Source organism: Sphingobacterium sp. WOUb80 (assembly GCF_050058145.1).
Taxonomy (GTDB): Bacteria; Bacteroidota; Bacteroidia; order Sphingobacteriales; family Sphingobacteriaceae; genus Sphingobacterium.
In genome coordinates, this window is record NZ_CP165617.1 from 5094842 (window position 1) to 5121684 (window position 26843).

Genomic DNA, 26843 nt, shown 5'->3' on the forward strand with positions numbered 1-26843 from the left:
AATATGCCTTTAGTAATTTGTTCTTTAAACGCTATTTCTACAAAAAATGCTACATTCTTATAGATAATTAACATTTATAGGACTGTATTGTTTTCGGAAGGATTAATTGTAAAACAAAAAAAATGAAAAATAATTGTTTGGGAAACTAAAAGGTAAACTCTGTGGCATTTGATTTCAGGATGTGGGCGTTCGGCTCCTCCATCTGCGATCATAGCTGTTGGTGTTTGTGAAATCATGCAAGTTTTTTGAAATTCAGGTGATAGAAAGCCGAATTGCTTTTTAATTCGCAGGAATATAATCAGCCAAGAATACGTAACTTTGTGTGAGATAAGGATTATTATGAGTAAACAAGTGGAGCATACTCCAAAAGAATATATTCAGATAAAGGGAGCAAGAGTTAATAACTTAAAGAATATTGACGTTGATATCCCTAAAAATAAATTAGTTGTTATCACTGGAATGTCGGGCTCAGGAAAATCATCCTTAGCTTTCGATACACTTTATGCAGAAGGTCAACGCCGTTATGTGGAGAGTTTATCGTCCTATGCGAGGCAATTTATGGGACGTATGAACAAGCCTGAGGTGGATTACATTAAAGGTATCGCTCCGGCAATTGCGATAGAGCAACGTGTCATTACTTCCAATCCCCGTTCGACAGTAGGGACATCGACCGAGATCTATGACTATCTGAAATTGTTATATGCCCGTATCGGAAAGACAATTTCTCCTATATCGGGTCGCGAAGTGACCAAAGACAGTGTGAGTTCTGTGGTCGATTTTGCCCTAAAATTGGAAGAAGGGACAACGCTGACACTTCTAGCCCCGCTGGTGCCTTCTCATGGGCGAAAACTCAAGGAAGAATTGTCACTATTGCTGCAGAAAGGTTTTGTGCGCGTTGTCTATCAGGATAACATGCAGAAAATAGAAGCTATTGTTGACGATAAGGCGATCGCCAATAAAGACCTCCAGGATGGTGAAGTGCTTATTGTCGTCGACCGGGTTCGCATTGAACAGGATGATGATACCATTAATCGACTTTCTGATTCTGTCCAGACAGGTTTTTTCGAGGGCAAAGGTGAGCTCTATATGGAGGAAAATGGTCAGCGGCATCATTTCTCCCATAAATTTGAGCTTGATGGGATAACCTTTGAGGAACCTACACCAAACTTCTTCAGTTTCAATAACCCCTATGGTGCCTGTCGCCGATGTGAAGGTTATGGAAAAATCATTGGTATTGACCCTGACCTTGTTATTCCGGACAAGAGCCGTTCGGTCTACGATGGAGCAATTGCACCTTGGCGTGGAGAGAAAATGGGCGAGTGGCTGCAGGTGCTTGTAAAAAACTCACTGAAATTTGATTTCCCGATACATCGTGCTTATATGGATCTGACTACAGAACAGAAAGAGCTGTTGTGGACCGGAAATAAATATTTTGCGGGCCTTACGCAGTTCTTTGAAGAGCTCGAAGCTCAGACTTATAAAATTCAATATCGTGTGATGTTGTCCCGCTATCGCGGGAAAACCGACTGCCCAGACTGCCGTGGAACCAGATTGCGTAAGGATGCCACTTATGTGAAGGTGGGTGGAAAATCTATTACCGACATCGTGTTGATGCCCTTGGAAGAGGCCCTGGAATTCTTTAAAAATTTACCGCTGGTCGGTAATGAGTGGGTCATTGCAAAGCGGCTGCTGGCTGAAATCAATAATAGGTTACAGTTTCTATGTGATGTAGGGTTAAGCTATCTGACACTGAATCGCTTATCAAATACACTTTCGGGAGGAGAGTCACAGCGGATCAACCTGGCTACTTCATTGGGGAGTTCGCTCGTAGGTTCTATTTACGTACTGGACGAACCAAGTATTGGACTCCATCCCCGTGATACACAGCGTTTGATCTCCGTGCTGAAATCCCTGCGCGATGTTGGGAATACAGTGGTTGTGGTCGAACATGAACAGGAGATGATGGAGGCAGCGGATTATTTGATCGATATCGGTCCTGAAGCGGGGATCAATGGTGGTGAGATGGTCTTCGCGGGGACTTACAAGGAGATCCTGAAAGATGCTAAAAGCTTGACTGGCCACTACCTAAGTGGTGAAAGCCGGATAGAAGTACCTAAGAAGCGCCGTTCATGGTCCAATAGTGTGACCATTAAAGGCGCCCACGAGAATAATCTGAAAGGGATTGACGTTCAGTTTCCCTTAAATACGTTTACCGTGGTCACTGGGGTTTCAGGATCCGGAAAGACTTCTTTGGTCAAACGTATTCTTTATCCGGCTTTACAAAAATCAATCGGTAATTATTCGGGTGAACAAACAGGTGTTTATGATGCGATTGAAGGGGATATTGCACAGGTAGAACAAGTTGAAATGGTCGATCAAAATCCAATCGGTCGTTCTTCACGGTCAAATCCGGTGACTTACGTGAAAGCTTGGGATGAGATCAGGGCTTTATATGCCAACCAGACACCGGCCAAAGCAGCGGGATTGAAACCGGCAGCCTTTTCATTTAATGTGGAAGGTGGACGTTGTGATGTCTGTCAGGGTGAAGGTGAGGTTAAGATTGAAATGCAATTTATGGCCGATATTATCTTGCCATGTGAGGCTTGTGGTGGAAAAAGATTTAAGCAATTTGTACTTGATGTACATTACAAAAATAAGTCGGTTGCGGATGTTCTTGAGCTGAGTGTGGATGAAGCGATTACATTTTTTGCAGACCAGCCGAAGATATTGGCTAAGTTACAGCCTTTACAGGACGTTGGGTTGGGCTATGTAAAGCTTGGACAATCTTCAAGTACTTTGTCTGGCGGTGAAGCACAGCGCATTAAATTGGCCTCTTTCCTGATTAAGGGAAATAACAGCAAGAAGACGCTATTTATCTTTGATGAACCTACAACAGGTTTGCACTTCCAAGATATTAAAAAGCTTCTGAAGTCATTTGACGCGCTCATTGCCTTGGGTAATAGCATATTGGTTATAGAGCATAATATGGATATGATCAAATCGGCGGACTGGGTGATTGATATTGGTCCTGAAGGTGGAAATAAAGGGGGGAAACTAGTCTTTGCAGGTCTTCCCGAAGAACTCATTCATTGTAAAGATTCTTATACAGGCCAATTTTTAAAAGCACATTTAAAAGATTAAATCCTACTTTAGCAATGAGAAACGACCTCATATCAGCTGTGTAAGCTTGTGAATTAAGGAGGTCTTTCTATCCTTTGTTAAAATGGTTGAAGAATCAATATACTGTAAATAAAAACTAATATTTCAATACTTAATACGATTATGATTAAAAGATTTTTTTTAAGTGTCGTCCTTGGAATGGCAGCGCTTTCGTCCATGGCGCAGCAACCGGAAAGACCAAAATTGGTTGTCGGCCTGATGGTGGACCAGATGCGCTGGGATTATCTATATCGCTTTGCGGATCGCTATGGAAATGATGGTTTCAAACGACTTTTGAAAGAAGGGTTCTCCTGTGAAAACACATTGATTAATTATATTCCGACGTATACGGCCATTGGACACAGTTCGGTATATACAGGTTCGGTTCCCTCCATACATGGTATCGCAGGGAATGACTGGATTGAAGAACAGACTGGTAAGAACATGTATTGTACGCAGGACGACAATGTTGTCGGTGTAGGTACTACCGCTAAGGAAGGACAGCAGTCTCCACGCAATTTGCTGGCATCTACTGTAACGGACCAATTGAAGCTTGCTTCTAACTTTAAGTCTAAAGTAATCGGTATCGCGATCAAAGATCGCGGGGGTATTTTGCCGGCAGGACATTTTGCTGATGCGGCGTATTGGTTCGAAGCAAAATCCGGTGATTGGATCACATCTAATTTCTACATGGATAAATTGCCAAAATGGGTGGTGGACTTCAATAAGCGTAAATTAGCTGAAAAGTATCTAAAAGGAGACTGGAAACCGATGTACGATATCAGCACGTATGCTGCCAACAGTATTGCAGATGATAACATCTATGAGGGCAAGTATCCGGGTGAAGAAAAACCGACATTGCCACGCGCGACTTCTAAGCTGATGAAAGATGAGGGTTATGAACTGATCAAAACTACCCCGATGGGAAATCAGTTTACCCTGGATCTTGCTATGGAAGCAATCAAAAATGAGCAGATGGGAAATAACCCAACTAAAAACACCGATTTCCTTTGTGTGAGTCTTTCCGCAACAGATTATGTTGGACACCGTTACTCATTGACTGCTGTAGAGATCGAAGATATCTATCTGCAACTCGATAAACAGCTTGCTGATTTTTTCAAGTATCTGGATAACACAGTCGGCAAAGGGAACTATACGTTCTTCCTGACAGCAGATCATGGTGCTTCTTATAACTCTCGGTTCTTTATGGATATGAAAGGAAATGGTGGTTATTTCTATTCCCGTCAGATTATCACAGGACTTAACAAAACCCTTAAAGAGAAATTTGGACAAGAAAAACTGGTGAAAAGCATGATGAATTATCAGGTTCATTTAAACAATCAATTGATCGATTCTTTGAATCTGGATCGTGATAAAATAAAAGAGACGATTATTCGGGAACTTCGCCACACAGAAGGTGTCGCTTATGTCGCTGATATGGAGAAGGGAGAAAGCCTAATGATTCCGGCGCCTATTCGCGAAAAAATGATCAATGGTTACAACTTTAAACGTAGCGGTGCTATTCAGATTGTTTGTGAACCGCAATGGTACGATGGTACGCCACGTTCAACCGGTACGACACACGGTACCTGGTCTGGCTATGATTCCCATATTCCTTTAGTATTTATGGGTTGGGGAATTAAACCGGGTGTATCTAATACAGAGGTGCATATTGTGGATATTGCGCCGACAATTTCTTCGCTATTGCACATCACTGAGCCCAATGGTAGCATCGGGAAACCGATCACGGCGGTACTGGGTCAATAACAATTAAATTCTTAATACGATTCGCCCTTAGCATAATATTATCCGATTGGATGAAGTTGTGCTAAGGGCTCTTTTTTATCAGCGGACTTTGCGTGTTTTATTCTATTGAATAAAAAACGTAAATTTGCAATTCAACAGGGGGTTAACAATTATGCTTTCCAAAAAGACAAAATATGCAATAAAGGCACTGATGGTGCTTGGTCGTAACTACGGGAATGAGCCTATGCAAATCGTGAAGATTGCACAGGAGGAGAATATTCCAAAAAAGTTCTTGGAACAAATTCTGCTGGAGATGCGAAATGCGGGAATTCTCTATAGCAAGAAAGGTGCTGGTGGTGGTTATAGCCTCAATAAGGCTCCTGAAGATGTGTTTTTATCTCAGGTGATGCGCCTAATCGATGGGCCAATAGCCTTGCTACCCTGCGTGAGTTTAAACTTCTACCGCTCATGTGAAGAGTGTACACAGGAACACGCCTGTGGCATACGCGATACTTTTGTAGAGGTGAGAAATGCCATGCTGCAGATTTTGAACGATACAAGTATTGCCCATTTAATCAATAAGGAAAAAGAATTGAACTTAAATGTAGATTAAAGGAAATAAAATATATTTTTCTATTTAGATTGGAGGCGTAACAAATAAGTTACGCCTCTTTTTTTTATAAAGAAGTCATTGTTATAAAGTGGGTTAGTGTTTTCTGTTTAGTCGGTTTTAATTTTCTTTATTAATCACACAATTATTTAACATTATTTTACGAATTTTCCGTAGCAACATTTATATATTTACTTCGACAATATATAAACGAAAATTTATGAAACTAACCTATTCCCTAGTTTTGTTTCTTTTACTGTCTGTCCTGAGTTCCAAGTCCTATGCACAGCATAAGTTGGTGGGCTCGGTGGTCGATGTCAAAGATCTTGCAAAACTACATCAAGCTTCAGTCGCGCTGCTCAGTCCCAAAGACTCGATTTTGGTCAAATTTGGTCGAACAAAGGAAAATGGATCATTCCAGATTGCCAATCTCGATACCGGTACCTATAAAATAGTTGTTTCCTATCCCCAATATGCAGACTTGGTCAAGGATATTCATATGACTACCCAGGACTTGGATCTTGGCATGATAAAACTGTCTAAAGCAGCGTTGCTCTTGGAAGAGGTTCAAGTGAATGGTAAAATTCCTGTAGTGATCAAAGGCGATACGATAGAATATGATGCGGGTAGTTTTAAAGTAGAGAAAGATGCTAAAGTGGAAGACCTGTTGAAGGTATTGCCGGGTATTACAATGGATGGATCAGGTAAGATTATCGCGCAGGGAAGGGAAGTGAAAAAGGTATTGCTTGACGGCGAGGAGTTTTTTGGCGACGATCCAACCTTGATCACCAAAAACATCCGTTCAGATATGGTCAGCAAAGTACAGGTTTATGAAAAGAAATCTGATCTTGCCGTACGTACCGGCGTGGATGACGGAGAGCGCACGCAGACGATTGATATCAAACTCAAAGAAGATAAGAAAAAGGGGCTGTTTGGGCAGGCTGTTGCGGGAGCTGGTACCGATAAATATTATGGCGGAAAAGTCATGCTCAATAAGTTTAAGGGTTCGCAGAAAATTGCTGCTTATGGCATTCTGGCCAATGATGGAATGGTAGGACTAGGGTTTGAAGACAGCCAAAAATATGGTGTGGGCGGAAGTAGCAATGTACAGATGATGGACGGCGGTGGTATTATGATTTCTGGTGGTGATGGTTCTGATGGGGGATGGGATGGTAAATACTATGGTGGCGGCGTGCCTAAGGCTGTCAACATGGGAGCAAGTTATTCGGATAAATCCAAAGATGATAAGCATAAGATCAATGTCAACTTCAAGCGGAATCAGATCAATGTCAACAATACAAGTACATACAACGCGCAGAATAACCTTCCTGAACGCGCACAGGTAGATAATAATGTGACTAAATCCGAGAACGAAAACAAATCCAATGTTGCAAATTTGAGGTATGATCTGAAGTTAGATTCATTTTCCGATTTGACCGTTAATATGGGCTTCACCAAGTCAAGTCGTGATAACTCCTCCAATTCTGATGCTGATCAACGCACGTTGGACGGAACCCTGATCACAAAGACGACCTCGAAAACCGATTTGAATGGCGATCAGGATCGATTTAATGTCAATGCGATGTTAACACGTCGTTTCAAAAAAGAACGTCGCTCTGTTACATTTAATGTCAATGCAAATACCGATCAGAATAGGTCCAAAACCCAATATTTTTCTGAGAACTTTTTCCAAAGTTCGGGTAACACAACCCTGATCGATCAATATAAAAATGATAAGCTGGGAAACAATGCGTACGGGGCTTCAGTAACTTATTCAGAGCCTCTGTCGAAACGACTGACTGCCGCAGTTGGCTACTCATTCAATAGCAATACATCGGAGACCCTTAATCAGTCATTCGATAAAGATCCTGTTACAGGTAAATACACTGTCTTGGATCAAAATCTATTAAATGATTTCGATTTCTCCAGCTTGAAAAATGGTGTTAATGCCTCTTTGAATTACAAGTCGAACACATTAACCGTAAATGTGAGCAATAGAGTTGATTTTGAGCAGGTCAAAAGAACCTACAACAACTTGAATACGACGTTGCAGCGGAATCAGACGTCGGTTGCTCCGGTTCTTTCCGTCAACTACAAAATCTCGAAAAGCAAAAATCTGGGTTTCGGTTATAGAGGACGTACGGCACAACCTTCGTTGACACAGATCGAACCATTAAAGCAAAATTCACAACCGCTCGTAGAATATTTGGACAATCCAAACTTAAAAGCAGGTTTTAACAATTCTTATTCGATTAATTACAATAGTTATAAGCAGTTGAAAGACCAGGGATTCTATTTTTATGCGAGTGCAGATCAGGGTAAGAAGAATATTAATACCAATGTGCGCTATAACCTGGATGAGGGTACGCAACAAATTTCCTACGTCAATATTGATAAGGATAATTGGCGTATTTATGGTAGCGGGTCTTACAGTTTTGTGCTACAAAAGAAATGGGGATTGAAGATGAATATTGGTATCAACGGTCAGTACAATAGCCAATTTAGTTATTTATCATCGTATAATGAAGAGCCAAAGCTCAATAGAAATCAGACAAAGAGTATAACACCTGAAATAGGCTTTAATAGATATAAGGCAAATAAGATGGACTTTTATATTTCGTTGATGCCGGGGGTCGAACAAATGAGCTCTTTTTTACAGCCCGAATTGAACCGCACAACCTTTAAATTCCGTTCTTATTCGCAGTTTACTTATTATCTGCCAAAAGACTTTAAAATATCCCTGTCGACAAACCAAAATTATCAGGCCGCGACGAAAACGCTTGAATCCATTAATATTATTAATATGAATGGGTATGTTTCCAAAAAATTATTGAAAGATAAGTCCCTGGAAGTTCAGGTATTTGTCAATGATATTTTAAATAGAAATAATGGGGTGTACCGTTACCAGAACGGAACTTCATTTATCCAGACCAGCGACAACGTATTGCGTCGTTATGGAATGCTAAAAGTGATCTACAATTTTACAACAATGAAAGGAGATGCCAAATGATAAAGTATATCAAGTTGATGGTTTGGATGCTTTTGCTCTGCACGGGTACAGCCCATGCACAACATGCTTATTTTCCGAGCAGCGGAACGGTGACGTATGAACGGAAGTTCCATGTGCAGAATTTTTTAAAACGTAATTATCTCAGCAAGCCGGATTTAGATACCTGGGATAAGCTGATGGTCGACAATGCGGTGAAAAATGGTCCGACGGAGGTTGTGACCCACCATATTCTGAAATTCTACGATAATGAAACCCTGTTTGAAACAGTGCAGGAAGATTATCCTGCGAATTATCGTAATGTGACCAGATATAATTCTATTCTTCCCGATTCAAAAACATACATTAATTTCCAGAATCAGGAGTTTTTAAAGTTGCTCCCTTTTGGAGATGACCAATTGTTGCTCAAAGATTCTTTGCCTGTGGTTAAATGGAAGTATACCGATGAATACCGTAATATTGCTGGGTACGATTGCCGGAGAGCCAATGGTATTATTCAGGATTCGGTCTATGTTGTGGCCTTTTTTGCAGGACAAATTCCTATCTCGGGCGGTCCAGAGCTTATTCATGGGCTCCCGGGGCTAGTAATGGGGATATCCATCCCAAGTATGAATGTCAATATGTTTGCAACAAAGGTGGAGATTACCAATACAGCATTTTCCAATGTGCTGACCAAAAAGAAAAAAGTTGTTGCGGAATCCAGAATAGAGATTATTAAAAAGCTGAAAGATACTGTTTATGACTATCTGGATGAGAAGGAATTTAAAAAGCGACTGCAGAGTATACTCTTTTAAGGGGTAATAAAACTTTCATGACTTCGCAGACACCAACAGTAATGAAAGCGAAAAAAAGCCTGTTCGTATGAACAGGCTTTTTGTATAAAAGGAATGTACGATTTATATTAACGTACTGTACTTCCTACTTTAATTGCTGTGTCCGGTTTGACAAAATCCAATCGACCGTCAGCGTCTTCTGCCATGAGGATCATTCCCTGTGACATAATTCCTTTGATTTCACGAGGCTCAAGATTGACCAAAATGGATACTTGACGACCTACGATTTCCTCAGGACTGAAGAACTCTGCGATACCCGAAACGACAGTGCGTGTATCTAAGCCGGTGTCTATCGTCAATTTTAACAATTTCTTGGTTTTGGCAACTTTTTCAGCGGCTGCAATGGTTCCGACACGGATATCCATTTTAACAAAATCATCGAAGCTGATGTTTTCTTTTGCAGGAGCAACCTTGGCATTATCGGCTAGGTTTTTTGCTTTTGCTTCAGCAAGTTTGTTTAGCTGGAAGTCGACTTGTTCATCGGTTATTTTGTCAAATAACAACTGCACTTCACCCAATTGGTGTCCAGCTTGGATCAAAGCATCCGATCCGGCGTCGTTCCAGTTTCCTTGTGGGAAATTGAGCATTTCAAATAATTTGATCGCTGTTTTTGGCAAAAACGGCTGAGCAAGGACAGCCAGATTGGCAACGATTTGAGCAGCTACATTTAGGATTGTTTTGACGCGTTCCTCATCTGTTTTGATGATTTTCCATGGTTCTTCATCTGCAAGATATTTGTTGCCGAGGCGAGCTACATTCATAAATTCTGCCAAAGCCTCACGGAAACGGAATTGCTCCAAAGATGATTTGATTGAAGCAGGGTATGATTTTAGTTCATTCAATACCGCTTGATCTACAGCTGTTAGCGGAGAGCCATTCAATACTTGGCCATCAAAATATTTGTGGGAAAGTACCATTACCCGGTTGACAAAGTTTCCGAAGATAGCAACAAGTTCATTGTTGATCCGAGCCTGGAAATCTTTCCAGGTAAACTCCGCATCCGATGTCTCCGGTAGTATTGACGTTAAGACATAACGCAATTCATCCTGTTTTTCGGGGAATTCCTGTAGGTACTCATGTAACCAAACTGCATGGTTTCTAGAAGTAGACAGCTTGTCGCCTTCCAGGTTAAGGAATTCGTTGGCTGGAATGTTTTCTGGTAAAATATAGTCTCCGTGTGCATGAAGAATTGCCGGAAAGATAATGCAGTGAAAGACAATATTATCTTTTCCGATAAAATGGATCAGCGTAGAATCGTCTGCTGGGTTTTCATGGGTTTTCCAATAGTCTTCCCAGTTTTTACCATGATCCAAAGCCCATTGTTTCGTTGCTGAGATATAACCGATAGGCGCATCTAACCAGACATATAGTTTCTTGCCCTCTGCTTCAGCCAAGGGTACGTCAACACCCCAGTCCAGATCCCTTGTCATTGAACGCGGTTGTAAGCCAGATTTAAGCCAAGATTGACATTGGCCAAAAACGTTGGATTTCAGAATATTTTTCTTTCCTTCGATTAACCATTTTTCAAGCCAGGGCTGGTATTTATCCAGAGGAAGATACCAATGTTTTGTTTCTTTCAACACTGGCGTCTTTCCGCTTAATGTGGAAATCGGATTAATCAGATCTGTCGGACTAAGGGATGTACCGCATTTTTCACATTGGTCACCATAAGCGCCTTCAGACTTACAATTTGGACAAGTTCCTGTAATGTAGCGGTCAGCCAAAAACTGGTGGTATTCTTCATCATAGTATTGTTCGGAAAATTTCTCGACAAATTCACCTTTGTTATAAAGGTTCAAGAAGAAGTCCTGCGATAGCTGGTGATGGATAGGTTCCGATGTACGGTGATAGATATCGAAAGAAATGCCAAACTCTTCAAAGCTTTCTTTGATTTGTTTGTTGTATTTATCAATGATTTGTTGTGGGGTAATGCCCTCTTTTTTTGCACGGATTGTAATCGCCGCACCATGCTCATCTGAACCACATACATAGACTACATCTTTTTGATTTAGACGCAGATAACGAACAAAGATGTCTCCCGGGATATAGGCTCCGGCAAGGTGTCCAATATGTAAAGGACCATTGGCATAAGGTAATGCCGATGTGATGGTATAACGTTTTTTATCTAGAATACTCAATGCTTGAAAGTATATTAAAGTGTGTACTTGTTTCCTTTGGCAAACTTAGATAAATTGCTGTTTATATGCAATATAAATGCGTGCCATATCTAACAATTTATTCTTGAATTCTTGTTCTGACAGCTCCCTTTGATTGTTTCAGCCTGACCAAAATGCGCTGCTATTTACTTGCTTGTTGTTGTCGAAATATTATTCAAAATAGTGGTAGAAAACTTAGATAAATTTACGTTTATTTGTACATATAAGCATCATATATCAAGTAAATTTATACTCGGACGCTGCAGTGAAAAAGTCCAGAAACAACCTTCAGTTCGCTTGCATAGCTGTTGGTGGCTACGGAGTCATGAATGTTTTGTTTGATTATTAGCGATAAAAAATATGTCCAAAATACCTGATTTTCTGAAAGAAGGCGATAAAGTCGCTATCGTTTGTCCTGCTAGTTTTATACGTGGATCTATTGATGTTGGCATAAAAACATTAGAGAGCTGGGGGCTAGAAGTTTTGGTAGGAAAGACCGTCGGGACATCGTTTCATCAATTTGCCGGGGATGACAATTTGCGCGCAGCGGATCTGCAATGGGCGCTGGACGATCCGTCGATTAAAGCGGTTTTTGCCGCGCGCGGAGGTTACGGTTGTGTTCGTATCGTCGATGAAATAGATTTTTCAAGCTTTGAAAAGAATCCCAAGTGGTTGGTGGGTTTTAGCGATATTACCGTATTGCATAGCCATATTCAACGGAACTATAAAATTGCGACAATACATGGACAGATGCCCAAGTCTTTTGAAACGGGAACAAAAGCTTCTTTGGAAACCTTAAAAAATGCATTGTTTGGCCACAATATGGATTTTTCCTATGAGCAGACCTTATTTCCCAACCGTGCAGGCAAGGGGGAAGGAAAACTGGTGGGTGGAAATCTGGCTATCTTACTGTCTGTTCTTGCGTCCGATTCGGATGTCAATTACAAGAATAAAATTTTATTTATAGAGGATGTTGGTGAAGCCTATTACTCCATCGACAGAATGCTGTGGGCATTGAAGCGTGCTGGGAAACTCAAAAAATTAAATGGGCTAATTGTAGGGGGCTTTTCTGCCATGAAAGACAACGATCCTGCTTTTGGACAAAGTGTAGAGGAAATTGTGTGGGATAAAGTGAAAGAATACGATTTTCCGGTAGCATTTGCCTATCCTGCAGGGCATATTGATGATAATCACGCGCTGATATTTGGGCGAAAAGTAACATTGGAGACGACAGAAAATTCTGTTCAGTTAACCTATTTGTAAGTCTAGCTGAACAGAATTTTCCAGATGATATATCTTGATTAACCCGAATGTTGGTTAACCCGAATGTACGGGGATGACCATCATGGCAGCATGACTCTTCCAGGCCATTTTCTGCGCTATACTCGTATTGAAAATTCGGCTTAATAAGCCTTTGTCCCGATGGAAGGTGACCATCATGTCGATATGATTTTCGTTGATGTATTGGTTGATCCCCGAAGCAATATCCGCATTGAGAATATAGCTATATATGGGATGATAAGGAGCCAGTAAATCCTGCATGGTTGTTATTTCGGCATTTACAGCTTTATTGGCGGGATCTTCTTTGGTCACATGGACGACATAGACCTCACTTTTGCGTAATACTTCTGACGCATTAACCAAAAGACGGTTTAATTTTAGCTTTACCTCTTTGAGGTTGGTTGCGATCAACATCTTTTTGGGAACCCTAAATTCTGCTCGTGCTGGGACAACCAGTAAGGGGGTGTGACAATTTTCAATCAGCTTGAGGGTATTGCTTCCAAGGAGCAGCTTCTTTAAGCCACTCTTACCTGCTGTTCCGACGATGACAATGTCAATATCCTCTTCGGCACAGGTCCGGTTTACGCCGTAGCTAAGCTCATATTCTTCGAGTACGGATTTCCAGGCGACCCCTTCAGGGAAAAGCAGCATCAGCTCCTGCTGCCAGGTATTCAGATCTTTTTGTTTTTCTTCCAGTATTTCTGAGTTGCTTATGACAACAGGTTCAGTACCCACAGTAGGGATTACTTCATATGTATGGTATAAGACGACCTTTTCAATACCCCAGAGTGGAGCTAATTGTGCGGCATATCGAGCGGCCGCATAGGCGTTGTCCGAAAAGTCTGTTAGCAAGAGTAGGTTTTTCATCCTTATTCGTTATTTGTTTGTCTATAATCCGTGACTAAGGTGTTGTACACAGCCTTAGATGGTATTTGTGATGCCTAATTCATCTTTTTATAATCGGGTCTATAGCCATTAAATTACACATTAAGTATTATAAATCCAATAGTTTTATGAATATGACAGGTGCTGTAGGGGGCTCAATTTAAATAATTTCATTAATTTAGAGAGATTGGTAAATAAGATCTAATAATTTAAACGTTTTTTATGGCAATTTGGAATTCATTGGGTAAATATAGGGATACAGGACTGTTGATCTTGCGTGTTGGACTGGGGGTAATGATGATCATGCACGGTTTGCCTAAATTACAGGGCGGTCCCGAACTGTGGGCTGGTGTAGGTAAATCAATGGGAAATATCGGTATTCATTTTATGCCTACTTTTTGGGGGTTTATGGCTGCGGCAACCGAAACTGTCGGTGGTCTATTTTTATTGCTGGGGCTCTTTTTCAGACCAGCAGCATTGTTGCTTGCCTTTACGATGGTCATCGCTGGATTAATGCATCTCTCCAAAGGGGATGGAATCTCCGGAGCATCGCATGCGATTGAGCTCTGCTTTGTGTTTTTAGGACTTATCCTTATTGGACCGGGTAAACACTCTGTTGATAAAAAATAAGACAGTTCCCCGTGGACGAACTATAGGACAAAAGCCGCAATCTATCATAGATTGCGGCTTTGCTATTTTGATCTTTCTTTCACCAACAGCGATAGATGCGCGTCTGCGAAATCATACAGTTTTTATGATCTGTCCATCGGGATAACCAGTAAGTTGGCCGCGCCATTCCAGGCTATTTTTTTCGATATGCTGGCTTTGAAGAGACTCGCCAATAGCCCCTGCTTTTTATGGAATGAAAGGATGAGATCAATATGTTTCTCTTTGGCATATTCCTCGATACCTGTGGCAATATCATCATGGCTTATATAGTCGTAAATGGGCTGATATTTGTCTAAGCGCTCGTGTAGATGCTTTAATTCCTGTGCCAGATCTGCGGCAGAACCTTCTTTTTTAGCGACATTCAAAACATACAATTGTGCATTGAAGGTATCTAAAACCTGATCCAAGTTGAATAAATCCAATTTTCGGTCGACCTCTTTCAGATCGGTTGTCGCCAATACATTTTTGGGAACAGCAGGATCTACCTTGTGGGAAACGATTAGCATCGGCTTATCGCAGATATCCATCAAGGTAATGGCATTACTTCCTACCAGGATTTTTGCAAAACCTGTTTGTCCGGTAATACCCAATGCGACAAGATCAATATTGTGCGATTTGCACATGTCATTGACCCCCATAGGCAAGTCAATATCTTCCATCTGATGGGATAATTCTACTTGTGGCGGGAACAACAATCTAATTTGATCAAACCATTGTGTAAGTTCCTTTTCTTTGGCTTCTTTCACCTCATCATTAACAATGACAATCGGTTCGTTATTGACAATGGTAACGCTATTGTAAGTATGGTAGACAATAACTTTTTCAGTCTTCCAGGCCTCCGTACAGAGGGCAACTTGTTTTGCTGCAAGAAGAGCATTTTCTGAAAAGTCGGTTAATAGGAGAATACGTTTCATGATGTTCTTTTTTATATGTTAATTTCTATCATCTGCCTCGCGGCATCGTCCAAAATAGATATGATCCACACGAACGATGAAAACCTTGCGCTGAGGAGCTCTAAGACTAAAACAATTAATGTAGCGATAAGTTACAAAGAAAACGTGAATTTAATGTTAAACCCTTCGTATTGTGATGAGTATCATAAAACCTTCATGTCTTCGTAAGACACGAACAGCGATAAAAGCGAACTGAAGGTTCTTTCTGGCCAATAAGATCAGACACTTTCAGAAAAAAAAAGGCAACCGTGATTACGGTTGCCTTTTCCTCAGTTCAGTGATAGCTTTTGTTACTTGTGAAATTATAAAGGTTTTTTTGTTCCAAAGTTGATGATATAATCGGTCATCACTTTGGCGCTTTCATCTTTCACAAAGTCCAGGTCAATTTTAGGCTGGGATTTTCCTTCTTCCCAAGCTGGTTTGCCCTGCAATTTCAATAAAGCGTTGATGCGTTCTCTATTTTTCTTGAGATTGTCATCTTTCTCTTTTTTGAATTTGTTGAATTCCAATGGAATTTTAACATCCTCATCTTTTTGAGCTTCTTCGATATCCTCTTTCAGATACTTGTATTCCAATGAGTTTTTAATGCGTGCCTCGTGCATCGCTTCTAATTTTTTGTCAACAGCACTTAGATCAGCTACTTTTTTGAAGTTGCTCGATTGGATTTGATCCCAAGGGAGTGCTGATTTTTCTGAGCTCTCGCCAAATTTCTCTGCCGAGAATTGAGAAGGGAACACGATATCTGGTGTAACCCCCTTATGTTGTGTACTGCTACCGTTTACACGATAGAATTTACCCAATGTGATATTGATCTGTCCATATTGAGGTGCGCCTTCCGGGGTATCTGGGTCTTTTTCTCCTGATGCTTTCAACAATAATCGGCTAGTCGGGCTGATGACGCGCGACATGTCAATTGCCGATTGCACCGTCCCTTTACCATAACTTTGAGATCCTAAGATAATACCTCTTCCGTAATCCTGAATAGCTCCGGCAAAGATTTCAGAAGCCGAAGCCGAGAAGCGGTTGATCATGATGCCCAATGGACCATCCCAAGATACGCCTGCGTTTTTATCTTCTTCAACATCGATGTTATTTTTCGTGTCTCTTACTTGTACAACAGGACCTTTATCGATAAATAAACCTGTTAAATCAATTGCTTCCGGTAAGGAGCCACCACCATTGAATCGCAAGTCGATAACCACAGCATCTACTTTTTGTTGTTTCAACGTATCTAGGATTAACCTAACGTCTCTCGTTGTGCTCTTATAGTTTGGATCACGTCTTCTGTAAGCGTCAAAATCCATGTAGAACTTCGGAATATTGATGATACCCACTTTGTACATTTTTCCGTCGGCACCTTTGACGTTCATAATCTCTTTTTTCGCAGACTCTTCTTCAACGACGATTTTCTCACGTACCAAAGAGACAATGCGCGGATGGGAGTTCATTGGCTGACCAGCAGGTATAATTTTAAGGCGAACGATCGTTCCTTTTGGCCCTTTGATTTTTGCTACAGCAGCATCAAGTCTCCAGCCAATTATGTCTTCAAATTCACCATCTTTTCCTTGGGCAACCGCAATGATCTTGTCATTGACGTGAATGCTCTTGTCTTTGAATATTGGTCCGCCCGGAATAATTTCAAAGATGCTTACGGCCTCGTTGTCGACGACAAGTCTTGCTCCGATTCCTTCAAACGTATTGGCCATTCCCTCATTGAAGGCCTGAGCAAAAGAAGGGTTAAAGTAGGATGTATGTGGGTCAACAGCATCTGTCAGCGCTTGCATGACCACCTGAAAAGCATCGTTCGCATTGGTTTTTTTCGCCTGCGAGATCAAATTAACATAGCGTTTTTTCAATGTTTCCACCTGTTTGGTCCTCGCACTGTCGGTCGATTTACCACTCGCAGTTTCCAAGTTAAGCAGATCGTATTTTACACGTTTACGCCATTGGTCGTTGGCCTCATCAGCTGTTTTGAACCAGCCTAATTTTTCACGGTTAGGTTGGTAATACTCATCCTTTGTATAATCCTGTTTTTTATCGATTTCTGAAAGTGCATATTGCATTCTGTCCAGGTATCTCTTTGAATAGACATTAAAAATATGGAATGCCGCAGAAAGATCTCCATTTTTGATGTCTTGCGCAAGGTTGTTTCTGTACGCTTGAAATTCATCAATATCCGATTGAAGCAAGTAATTTTTACCTTGATCCAGACTTTTGATTAGATTATCGTATATGATGCCCGATATCGAATCATTCATTTTGACCTTTTTGTAGCTCGCATTTTCCAATAATCCAGAGACTTCCTTAGCGATGATTTGATGTTGTGTGCTTGGTTTAAGCCCTCCATCATCAGGAAGCGCTACCCGTGGTTTTGAACCACAAGAAACAATGGATACAACAAAAAGTGCAAATATGAGTTTCCTAAACATATTTTCGACGGTTTTAATAATCATTCTTTTTAAAAAATATTCAGCTCTTATTGATAAGCGTGCTAAATTTAGTGAAATTCATAGCACATTATCGCAGAATCTAAAAATTTATTTGATTTATCCTTCAATATTTACAAAAAGCTTAAAATCTCTTTGTGAACTGCTCTTTCAACAGACCAATAGAAGAGGCAGATTGTTTTAACTGTTTCAATTGTACAGTTCATTCTTTAACTGTGTATAGGCTTTATAGGTCTGATCAGCCGATGGGTAGTCTTTTAAAACAAGGTATACCTCGCCAAGTTTGTCCAATATCGCGAGCGACAGCTGTTTATTATTTTCATCGGAGGCCAATTCTGCCGCCTGCACAAACTCTTTGATCGCCACTTTATAATTGCCGTCTTTTTGTTTGGAGGAAGCCAGCAAGTATTCAATTTCGGCGAGCTCACTACTTAATTTTTTTGCATTGGCCAAGTCGCGGGCTTGTAGCAGAAACCACTGGGCCTCGGTAAATTTATTCTGTTTAAAATAAATTTCGGCAAGCATTTCCCAGGCAAATATTTTCCCTTCATACGCTTTTGCCTTATTGAATAGTGGGATCGCACTGCGGATAATATTATTTTCGGCAGTTTTATAATTTCCCTGACCAGCTCGGGCCATGGCAATTAAAAGCCAAGCATTGGCTTGCTCCGCATAACTTTTGCTTGTCATTGCATAGGTATGATAATTTTGTGCGCTCTCCTCGGCACGTACAAAATCTCCACTATACAGCTGGAAGTTGCTGATGTTCATATTTATGGTGGCTATATCATCCCTGTTATCGGTACGATTTGCTAAGGAAAGTGCTTGATATAGAAATTTTGATGTATTGCTACTGTCGTTATTTTTAATGGAAAATAAGGCCGCTTCATTCGATAAGGCATAAGCCGCCATCCAATTTTGAGTCTTTTTCTGGGCTTCAATTGCATCATTCCAAGCATTCGCTGTCGGTGGCATGGGATTCATCAAATATTGAAAATGTCCCAAGTTATTGGTGCTCCGGAGTTGCAATAGCAATCGCTGGAGCAGGAGCTGTCTTGCGATTTCTTTGCTGAAAGGTTTTTTGTCCGCATAATTTTCTGCCAGTATTTCATTGGCTGTTTTCGGCGGTGGTAAAAAATAGACCTCGGGACCGATACCCTTAAACGAAGCATCGTATTGTTTTATCGCGCCAGTGTAATCTTTGTCTGCGCTTTGTGCCATAACCCGACCAGGTATATTCATGTACATTGTCAGGATGGTAAATATAGAGATCCAGTATTTTGTCATTCTCATAAAAGATTACGTTAGAATTAACGTCTACATAAACTTAGCTATGTGGCATATTCGAGCAATGTACTGCTTTCTCCGATAAACTTGCGCGCTCGGTTATGCTCTACCAAAAGCAATTTACATATATCAAAGAGCAAATATGACGAAAAATTGTGTGAAAAAATGTTAAAGTAATATCGGACGACGAATGATGGGCCTTGAAACTGAGTTAGTGAAAGCATGCGGTTTATCGCTTTGCGAAAATTAAATGGGAGAGTTTTGCTGATTAAAGCTAAAATATTTAGTCGTCGTGCTGTTTTAATGTTTAACTTTGTGTTATGGCGACACGAATTCCATTAGCAGAACGACTTAGACCTCGACAATTGAGCGATTATGTGGGACAGCAGCATATTGTTGGGCCAGACGCAGTACTTTATCATGCAATCCAGCAAAAGAATATTCCTTCCATGATTCTGTGGGGCCCTCCAGGGGTTGGGAAAACAAGTTTAGCTTTGTTGATAGCTCGAGAACTCGATCGGCCTTTCTTTTCATTGAGTGCGATTCAAGCGGGTGTGAAAGATATTCGTGAGGTCATCGAAAAAGCCGAACGGCTGATGAACTTCAATCAGGATCAGCCTATTTTATTTATTGATGAGATTCACCGTTTTTCCAAGTCACAGCAAGATTCGCTTTTAGGGGCAGTCGAGCGGGGGCTGGTGACTCTTATTGGCGCGACAACGGAAAACCCGTCGTTTGAGGTCATCTCGGCATTGCTCTCGCGTTGCCAAGTGTATGTATTGGAACATCTTTCGGAAGAAGATCTTATTGGATTGATTCAAAAAGCATTACATGAGGATGAATACCTGCAGAAACAGGCTATTGTTGTAGAAGAATATGAGGCTCTGTTGCGGTTGTCGGGTGGCGATGCGCGTAAGCTATTGAATGTGCTCGAGCTGGTTATCAACGCGTCTGTTTTACATAAAGAGCCGATTACCAATGCCTTTGTTCTGAAACAGGTGCAGCAAAATATGGCCATTTATGACAAGACAGGGGAGCAGCATTATGATATTATATCCGCTTTTATTAAATCGATTCGCGGGTCTGATCCGAACGCAGCAGTATATTGGCTCGCGCGGATGATCGAAGGGGGAGAGGATCCATCCTTTATTGCACGGCGGCTTTTGATTTTGGCTTCCGAAGACATTGGCAATGCCAATCCGAATGCCTTGTTGTTGGCAAACAATTGTTTTCAGGCGGTGAATGTTATTGGATGGCCCGAATCACGTATTATTCTTTCGCAAACGGTGATCTACTTGGCTACCTCAGTCAAAAGCAATGCTTCCTACGAGGCAATCAATAAGGCACAGGCCTTGGTGAAGCAAACCGGAGATCTATCCGTCCCGTTGCATATCCGTAATGCACCGACCAAATTGATGAAGGACTTAAATTATGGTGCTGAATACAAGTATGCACATGCCTATCCGGGGAACTTTGTCGTCCAAGAATTTCTTCCCAAAGAAATCAGCGGCGTCAAATTGTATGAGCCTGGACAGAATTCGCAGGAGGAAAAATTGAGGCAAAGTTTAAGGGACAAATGGAAGGAAAAATATAAATATTAATGTGTGTATAGCAAAAGGCGAGCGCTAATGCTCGCCCAGTGCAGATATGAACAACGAATTTTAGATCTCTGTCGCAGGTTTGTTTTTTAGGGAAAACGCACGCTTAGGAGGTAAGGATCTCTCAGGGGCATTTTCCCGCTTCTCAGTTTCAGCATCTATGCTATCTTTAGCGTCTCCCCGCGCTACTTTTTTATTTTTTTTACTTTCTTTTTTAGCGGCATGTAGCATTTTTTTAAAGATTAACAGTCCGATTATACCCAGGCATAGCCAGAGTAGGTCTACCAATAAAATGTCTTTTGCTCCTGAACGATACGTTTCCCATATCCAGTTCCTCGTTTTTATTCCATTCACAATAGGTACTGCTAGGGACAATATCGAGCCAAGCAGGAGTGTTTCTAAGTTTGTTTTCCCTATGTTACGTCGGATGATGTAAAAAACACCTAATGCCAGCCAGCTATAGAAATAAACATGAAATATAAAAGGCTGGTCCACTTTCGTCGCCAGCTTGACCGCGATAAAGGTCATTGCGGTGACTGGGAACATCGTTAGGCAGCTGGCCATAAATACATTGGCAGCCCAGAAATTAAAGATACGTTTGCGCTTTGGGATATTATTTTTATCCCGTGCGACCAGCCAGATCAGTATGCCCGAGATGATGACAAAACAACCCATGATACCCAGCACAAAATAAATGATTTTGACAGGGTAGCCGCCAAAATCCGCAAGATGCAAACGGTAAATGAAACCCTTCATATAATCTAGATAGGAACCGTTTTCTGCGGCAGATTTTTCAAAGAGAATCTTATCATCGGTTACGCGATAGATCAGTCTTCCGGAACCGGCAAAGTTTTTATCGATATTGGCATCATATAGTGCTACGACATGCATGCTTTTGTCACCATAGTTTTTGATAAAGATGCGGTTCATATGGCTGTTTGGCCATTTTTTTTCCAGCTTATCCAAAAAATCGCCCATGTTGAAGGTTATGGTGAGCGGTTCATACAAATAAGTATATTTTGTATTGTCGTTGTAACCGAGCGCAGCATAGACCTCATCCTCCTTGCCGTCGTACAGGTACTTGCTAAAGGGAATAATCAGTACCGAGTTCACAATCAGTACGATCCCCGTTAGCGCATACATAAACTGGTAAGGGAATCCGATTACACCAAGAGCGGTGTGCATATCAGTCCATACCGTTTTCCATTTGTTTCCGGGTCTAAATACAAAGAAGTTGGATTTGATTTTATCCCAGTGAAGCATTAGACCGGAGATCAATGCGAATAGGAAGATAAACGAGACTAGTCCAGCCAAGGTATAACCAAAAGGTCTTCCGATATTTATTCCGATCTGGTTGAGCGGAGCAAGGAAATGGAGACGATAGAGAAACTCTCCCATGGTATAGCCATCGCTGTAGTCCGAAGGTTTTTTTGTCGTCAGGTCGTAGGTGAAATACATTGAATCCTCAGCCCCACGTCTGCCACGGCCTCTTTTTTTCTTTTTTCCTTCCTCTACGTTGGCCTTCTTGTTCTTTTTTGCCTCCAGTTCTTTTTTTGCTGCTAATTCTTTCGCTTTGTTGACGACAATGGTATCCTGTGAGGTTCCTATATTGACATAGCTTGCGTGGCCATTGTGTTGCATATAGAACGCAATATCCCGGCCTTTGAGTTCTTTGATCTGGCCAATAGAGTCCAAAAGGTGATCAAAAACAACATTTCGGTAGGTTCCGCCTTTGTCAGACTCATTTTTTTGCCAGGCATTGATTTCATTTTTAAAAAATGAAAAGGATCCAGCAAAGAAAATCACATACAAGATGGCGCAGATGATTATACCTGAGATCGTATGGGTATTGAAATAGATGTTATAACGTCTTAGATTCATGGTTTAGGTAGTTATAGGTACATAAAGATGCTGTAGAATACAGCAATCAAGATTAAATAGATACCCCATATCAGCCAACCGTTTCTTGAAAGAAAGGCGACAAGCAATAATATTCCCCAAGCGATAAAACCCGTTACATAGGCTGTGATCAAAATGTCTGTTTTATCAAATACTTTGGTTAGGCAAAGGTGGAGGTATAACATCACGAAATAACCACCAAAGAATCCGGCGGTCAATTTGAGAAAACGCTGGAATGGGCTGCTTAGATATTTTTTATTTGCCGGCATATTTTAAAAAATAAAAAATTCAAAAAAAAGAGCGATCAAAAAGATAACCGTCAGTTGTTTCCACTGAAAATACCGATAGGGCCATAAAAGTACAATTAGGCTGAAGAATCCCATGGTATAGGCGCCAAAAGCCAATGTGCCGGAAAGAATACCCTGTAAGTACATGGTCCATATCCAGGAAAGGCCGAGCAGGACTATAGCTAGTATCCTTGATCGGTTTTTATCTTTTGCAAGATTCAACAAGAGGTTGGGGCCTTGAGCTATTTTGACCTTCTCTGATGAACAGTACCAGAAAAAGCTACCGGCGAAAATAAGCAGCAATAAAAATGTGTACATAATGAGGTCTGTTGATTTATACATATACCCAATATGCTGTGTATTCGCATATTGGGTATGTAATTATCTATCAGTATAAAAAAGACTAGTCCAAATGTTCAATTGCGGTAATCGCACCACCTTCAACTTTTAAGCCTTTGGTCGCCGTTGCAGCCGAAGCGTCGATCTTATACACATAGCTTTCGCCAGAAGTTAGGTTTACGCCAATGTAGCCTGTTTTGCCATCTTTTGTTGTATAATTATTTCGCTGCGTAAATGATTTTACTTCATCTGCTTTTGGTAAACCCGACACAATTTTAAATGTTTTGTCTACGACATTTACAGCTGCAATTGTTGTCGCTGCGCTATAAGTGCCGTCGGATTGTTTTTTCTTTGAACTGACGATGAAATTGTTTCCGCCAACATAGGTCCAGTTAACGATGTTGTAGCCGCCAGAAATCTCAGCGACATTGAAGAAATAGTTTTTGTCAAATTCGGTGGCGCCTGAAGGTATACGTAAGATTGCAGAGGGATTAGTTGTAGAGATTTCCGTTACAACTGTAGGTGTTGAACTTATTAATTTTTTAGCATTAGCAGCTGAAAACGCGTAGATATCACCATTTTCCACTGTACCTAGGCCGTTGGTAAAGTATTGACCTACATAGCTTGTACGCTCATCTGTAAAAACTTTTTCAAGCTTCATGTCCGGATAAGAGAATACGGCAACCCAAGCTTTGTTTGGATATTTTGTTGTAAAAGAAGAGTTCTCAATACAAAAGAATGGCGCATATACTTTATTGCCTACTTGTGTCAACCAGCTAAAATATCCAATTTCACCATTGTTAGCTAATTCTAGGGCATTCATGGAACTTTCACCCACTATCGTAAGACTATTGGTATTCACACGATACCAAGTATGCGTTGGTGTCGCTAGGTTTCTAGACATTTTGGCCATCAATACATCGTCATTGACCGCTGCGAATGCGGCTACAGTCTCCGACTGAAAATTTGTCAATTTTTTTAACTTGCCTTCGGTTAAATTATAGGCTGTCACTGCTCCTGGATTACCTTGTCCGTATAAGAAGCTGAAGAATTTGTTGTTAGTTGTCAAATAATAGCGGTAAGTTCCGTCTTGTTCCACACCATTCCCAATAATAGAAACTTTACCTTCGTCGAGCGAGCTAGATGTTACGAGGTAATCGGCTACCCCCGTGCTGGCAATAGGTGTTACCGCTACAATATATTTTCCTGTTGTATTTTCACCAGGTGTAGGTTCGGGCTCTGGAGCGACATTAGACTCACTTTTAGAGCAAGATGTTATTAAGATAGCTGCTGCTAGGATTGATAATAACGATTTTGTTTTCATGTTTTGAATATTAAAAATTATTATTTATTGAAAAAATAACGTAGGTTCAAATAGAATCCACGGCTTGGTTTCTGTAAGCTGAAATTATCCACAAGAAGATTGTCTGTGAGATTTTTGCCTTCGAAGGCAATATTATAGCGTCCGTTTGCAATAGAGTAGACCACATTTCCGTCCAGTGCCAGTTGCATTGGAATCTGACGTTTTGCGGAGTCCTCATCCGTACCTCCCAAAAGAGGCCAGTAGAGCCAAAAGCGATGTACATATTGTAGGCTGCTTCCGAAAGTTAACTTGTTGTCTTTGCCGCCAAAGTCATACAAGGTTACTGCTGCATTGAGGTTCCCGAAAAAGTACGGGATGTTAGGCATTGCTTTTTTGTAAAGAGGACTTACACCTGTATAATCAGGCTCGTACATTTGCGTATTAACGACCGATTGATACGTCATATTCACACCGGCAGTGAACCAATTGCTATGCGAATAGTGGATATCCAAATCGCCACCGATGGAGCGCACACCATCTCTATTGTCGGAGATATATTTGGTTTGGTTATTGTTTAGCCTTTGGTAAATAAAATTATCGGCATTTCGATAAAATCCATTTGCCATTATAGCAAACCTATTCAAGCTATTTAAAGCCAAGTCATAATTCAGACCAAGATTAAAATTGTTACTATATTCGGGTGTTAGATTGAAATTCCCTTCATATGTTGTCACATCGCCAAAGAGCTCCTCTGGCGTAGGCATCCGGACAGTCAATTCATAGGATCCCTTTATTTGCAATGAGGGTGTAAAATAGTAAGCTAATGCTGTGCCATAGCCCCATTTTGAGAGATCCTTTGTGATCTCGCTGGCTCCCTGAACATTATGTTGGTGATAATTTTTTAAGAATGCATTTAGACTATAGCGATCTTTTACATCATATTGATAGCCAAAAGTCAATACATTTTTTTGACTCAATTTTGCTCTTTCTAATGAAGCATTTTGCGGATTTACTTCATCGCTTCCCTTCCGTTTGAAAGAATTGAAGACATCCGTTATAGATATACTATGATGCTCAGAGATTCTATAGTTTAAAATGGCATTGGCCACGGCCAGATTATTCTTGTACTTATACATGGAATAAGAACTTTCTCCGCCGACACCCGGTATGTCCTTCCGATTACCATACCAGTCAAATCGTGCATGTACGGTATCGATATTTTGTTCTGTGCCTAGGTTGATATTTCCGTTCAAGGTTACATCCAATCCTTTAATAAATAAGCTTGACTTTTTGTATTTCAGCGTTGGCATAACAGTGTTACCTCTATTGTGCCATCCACCGAATCGAGTCTCCATACGTGCGCCTGTCTGGATTTCTTTGTAGCTTTTGCCCAATATGATTCCAAAAAGTAATTTATCCGCATAAGATTTATTGACCACGCCGATGTTGGCAATTAACGACTCATTATGGTAGGTGTCATGAAACCGTTTTAATCTTACTCCCTCTTTATAAGCCCCGGTATTAATGTCAGCGACATCGACAGTGATCTTATAATTATTGTCCGAATAGTTTTGGAATGCATTCAACTGGAAAAACAGCCCATTTTTAGTGGTATGTGCTGCATTGATTACTGTGCGATGCGTATTGAATGATCCGTAGGAGTAAGACGCATCTACATAGCTTTTAAAGCGATCGCCAGTGACGATGTTGACAGCCCCGCCCAGTGCGTCGGAACCCAGCCATACAGGCACTACACCTTTATAAACTTCGATACGTTCGGCGATATTTATCGGAATATTGTTGATTTGAAATGCAGATCCAAAATTCTCCATGGGGATACCATCGATAAAATAACGTACTTGACTTCCATTGAAACCATTTAGCATTAGATTAAAGTTTGATCCCACGCCCCCCGATTCACGTACCCGTACACCTGCAACTTGGTCGAGCGCGCTTGAGATGTTTAATGTTGTATTGTAGAGCTTGGTCGCATCAATGGCGGTTACATTGAAGGCTTGTCGGTTGACTTCCTGCGCTTTCGTGCGGCCAAATACCTCTACCTGATCAATCTCTTTTTGATCCGATATCAATTCAAGATTTAAGGTGTTCTCGCCCGTTTTAAGAACAATGGTTTTTGATAAGCTTTGGAAGCCTACCGCCGAAGCGCTGATCGTAATGCTTCTCTCTTTGATATTTTTGATTTCATAATATCCATTTTCATCAGTTGATAGGTTGACTTTCCCTATGCGTACGGTTGATCCTGCGATACCCTGTTGGGTCTGGGTTTTTACAAATCCTGTAAGCGATGCCGTGAACTGCTGTGCGTTTACTGTACAATGAATAAAGAGGAGAAATAAAATACTATTGAACTTTATGTTTTTCAT

At 40.9% G+C, this 26843-nt stretch carries 18 protein-coding genes; 8 read left to right on the top strand and 10 right to left on the bottom strand.

Features of this window, described 5'->3' with window-relative positions; translation table 11 throughout:
• Nucleotides 1–339: 339 nt before the first annotated feature.
• From uvrA to AB1Z56_RS21180, 5 genes are all read left to right on the top strand, one after another.
• Nucleotides 340–3141 carry an excinuclease ABC subunit UvrA gene (gene uvrA, locus AB1Z56_RS21160; RefSeq protein ID WP_426790041.1) on the top strand — a complete coding sequence of 934 codons (2802 nt, stop codon included), beginning with the start codon at nucleotides 340–342 and terminating at the stop codon, nucleotides 3139–3141.
• 141 nt (nucleotides 3142–3282) lie between these two features.
• On the top strand, nucleotides 3283–4926 hold the full coding sequence (gene pafA / locus AB1Z56_RS21165) for an alkaline phosphatase PafA (RefSeq protein ID WP_426790042.1): 1644 nt from the start codon (nucleotides 3283–3285) through the stop codon (nucleotides 4924–4926).
• Between the two features lie 151 nt (nucleotides 4927–5077).
• Entirely contained in the window at nucleotides 5078–5518 is a 441-nt protein-coding gene (locus tag AB1Z56_RS21170) for an RrF2 family transcriptional regulator (protein WP_046673766.1), read from the top strand.
• A 217-nt stretch (nucleotides 5519–5735) separates the two neighbouring features.
• Nucleotides 5736–8525, top strand: coding sequence for an outer membrane beta-barrel protein (locus AB1Z56_RS21175; protein ID WP_426790043.1), 2790 nt, complete (start codon nucleotides 5736–5738; stop codon nucleotides 8523–8525).
• Complete coding sequence (locus AB1Z56_RS21180; protein ID WP_426790044.1) at nucleotides 8522–9316, top strand: GLPGLI family protein; 795 nt, start codon at nucleotides 8522–8524, stop codon at nucleotides 9314–9316. Before AB1Z56_RS21175 ends, AB1Z56_RS21180 begins: the two co-directional genes overlap by 4 nt.
• A gap of 107 nt (nucleotides 9317–9423) precedes the next feature.
• Here the strand turns inward: AB1Z56_RS21180 and metG are convergent, their stop codons facing one another.
• Nucleotides 9424–11493, bottom strand: coding sequence for a methionine--tRNA ligase (metG, locus tag AB1Z56_RS21185; protein ID WP_426790045.1), 2070 nt, complete (start codon nucleotides 11491–11493; stop codon nucleotides 9424–9426).
• Between the two features lie 378 nt (nucleotides 11494–11871).
• On the opposite strand from metG, the gene AB1Z56_RS21190 reads away from it, so the two are divergent.
• Nucleotides 11872–12774: a S66 peptidase family protein gene (locus AB1Z56_RS21190; RefSeq protein ID WP_309367325.1), complete on the top strand. Its 903-nt coding sequence runs from the start codon at nucleotides 11872–11874 to the stop codon at nucleotides 12772–12774.
• Between the two features lie 54 nt (nucleotides 12775–12828).
• Here AB1Z56_RS21190 and AB1Z56_RS21195 read toward each other — a convergent pair whose 3' ends face one another.
• Nucleotides 12829–13659: a universal stress protein gene (locus AB1Z56_RS21195; RefSeq protein WP_426790046.1), complete on the bottom strand. Its 831-nt coding sequence runs from the start codon at nucleotides 13657–13659 to the stop codon at nucleotides 12829–12831.
• A gap of 240 nt (nucleotides 13660–13899) precedes the next feature.
• Here AB1Z56_RS21195 and AB1Z56_RS21200 point away from each other — a divergent pair, with 240 nt between their 5' ends.
• Nucleotides 13900–14307, top strand: coding sequence for a DoxX family protein (locus tag AB1Z56_RS21200; protein WP_046673771.1), 408 nt, complete (start codon nucleotides 13900–13902; stop codon nucleotides 14305–14307).
• Between the two features lie 122 nt (nucleotides 14308–14429).
• On the opposite strand, the gene AB1Z56_RS21205 is transcribed toward AB1Z56_RS21200, so the two are convergent.
• The 3 genes from AB1Z56_RS21205 to AB1Z56_RS21215 form a co-directional block, all read right to left on the bottom strand.
• The gene (locus tag AB1Z56_RS21205) at nucleotides 14430–15260 is read right to left on the bottom strand and encodes a universal stress protein (protein WP_426790047.1); all 831 of its coding nucleotides are present in this window, start codon (nucleotides 15258–15260) and stop codon (nucleotides 14430–14432) included.
• 341 nt (nucleotides 15261–15601) lie between these two features.
• Complete coding sequence (locus AB1Z56_RS21210; protein WP_309367328.1) at nucleotides 15602–17728, bottom strand: carboxy terminal-processing peptidase; 2127 nt, start codon at nucleotides 17726–17728, stop codon at nucleotides 15602–15604.
• A gap of 207 nt (nucleotides 17729–17935) precedes the next feature.
• Nucleotides 17936–19039 (bottom strand): tetratricopeptide repeat protein, encoded by a 1104-nt coding sequence (locus AB1Z56_RS21215; protein ID WP_426790048.1) that lies wholly within the window; start codon nucleotides 19037–19039, stop codon nucleotides 17936–17938.
• Nucleotides 19040–19353: 314 nt separating this feature from the next.
• Between AB1Z56_RS21215 and AB1Z56_RS21220 the strand changes: the two genes are divergently transcribed.
• Nucleotides 19354–20634 carry a replication-associated recombination protein A gene (locus AB1Z56_RS21220; RefSeq protein WP_426790049.1) on the top strand — a complete coding sequence of 427 codons (1281 nt, stop codon included), beginning with the start codon at nucleotides 19354–19356 and terminating at the stop codon, nucleotides 20632–20634.
• Between the two features lie 60 nt (nucleotides 20635–20694).
• Here the strand turns inward: AB1Z56_RS21220 and AB1Z56_RS21225 are convergent, their stop codons facing one another.
• From AB1Z56_RS21225 to AB1Z56_RS21245, 5 genes are all read right to left on the bottom strand, one after another.
• Nucleotides 20695–22512, bottom strand: coding sequence for a PepSY-associated TM helix domain-containing protein (locus tag AB1Z56_RS21225; protein ID WP_426790050.1), 1818 nt, complete (start codon nucleotides 22510–22512; stop codon nucleotides 20695–20697).
• 11 nt (nucleotides 22513–22523) lie between these two features.
• Entirely contained in the window at nucleotides 22524–22799 is a 276-nt protein-coding gene (locus tag AB1Z56_RS21230) for a hypothetical protein (RefSeq protein WP_426790051.1), read from the bottom strand.
• A gap of 3 nt (nucleotides 22800–22802) precedes the next feature.
• Complete coding sequence (locus AB1Z56_RS21235; RefSeq protein ID WP_426790052.1) at nucleotides 22803–23135, bottom strand: hypothetical protein; 333 nt, start codon at nucleotides 23133–23135, stop codon at nucleotides 22803–22805.
• An 85-nt stretch (nucleotides 23136–23220) separates the two neighbouring features.
• Complete coding sequence (locus tag AB1Z56_RS21240; RefSeq protein ID WP_426790053.1) at nucleotides 23221–24480, bottom strand: DUF4374 domain-containing protein; 1260 nt, start codon at nucleotides 24478–24480, stop codon at nucleotides 23221–23223.
• A 20-nt stretch (nucleotides 24481–24500) separates the two neighbouring features.
• The gene (locus AB1Z56_RS21245; protein WP_426790054.1) at nucleotides 24501–26843 is read right to left on the bottom strand and encodes a TonB-dependent receptor; all 2343 of its coding nucleotides are present in this window, start codon (nucleotides 26841–26843) and stop codon (nucleotides 24501–24503) included.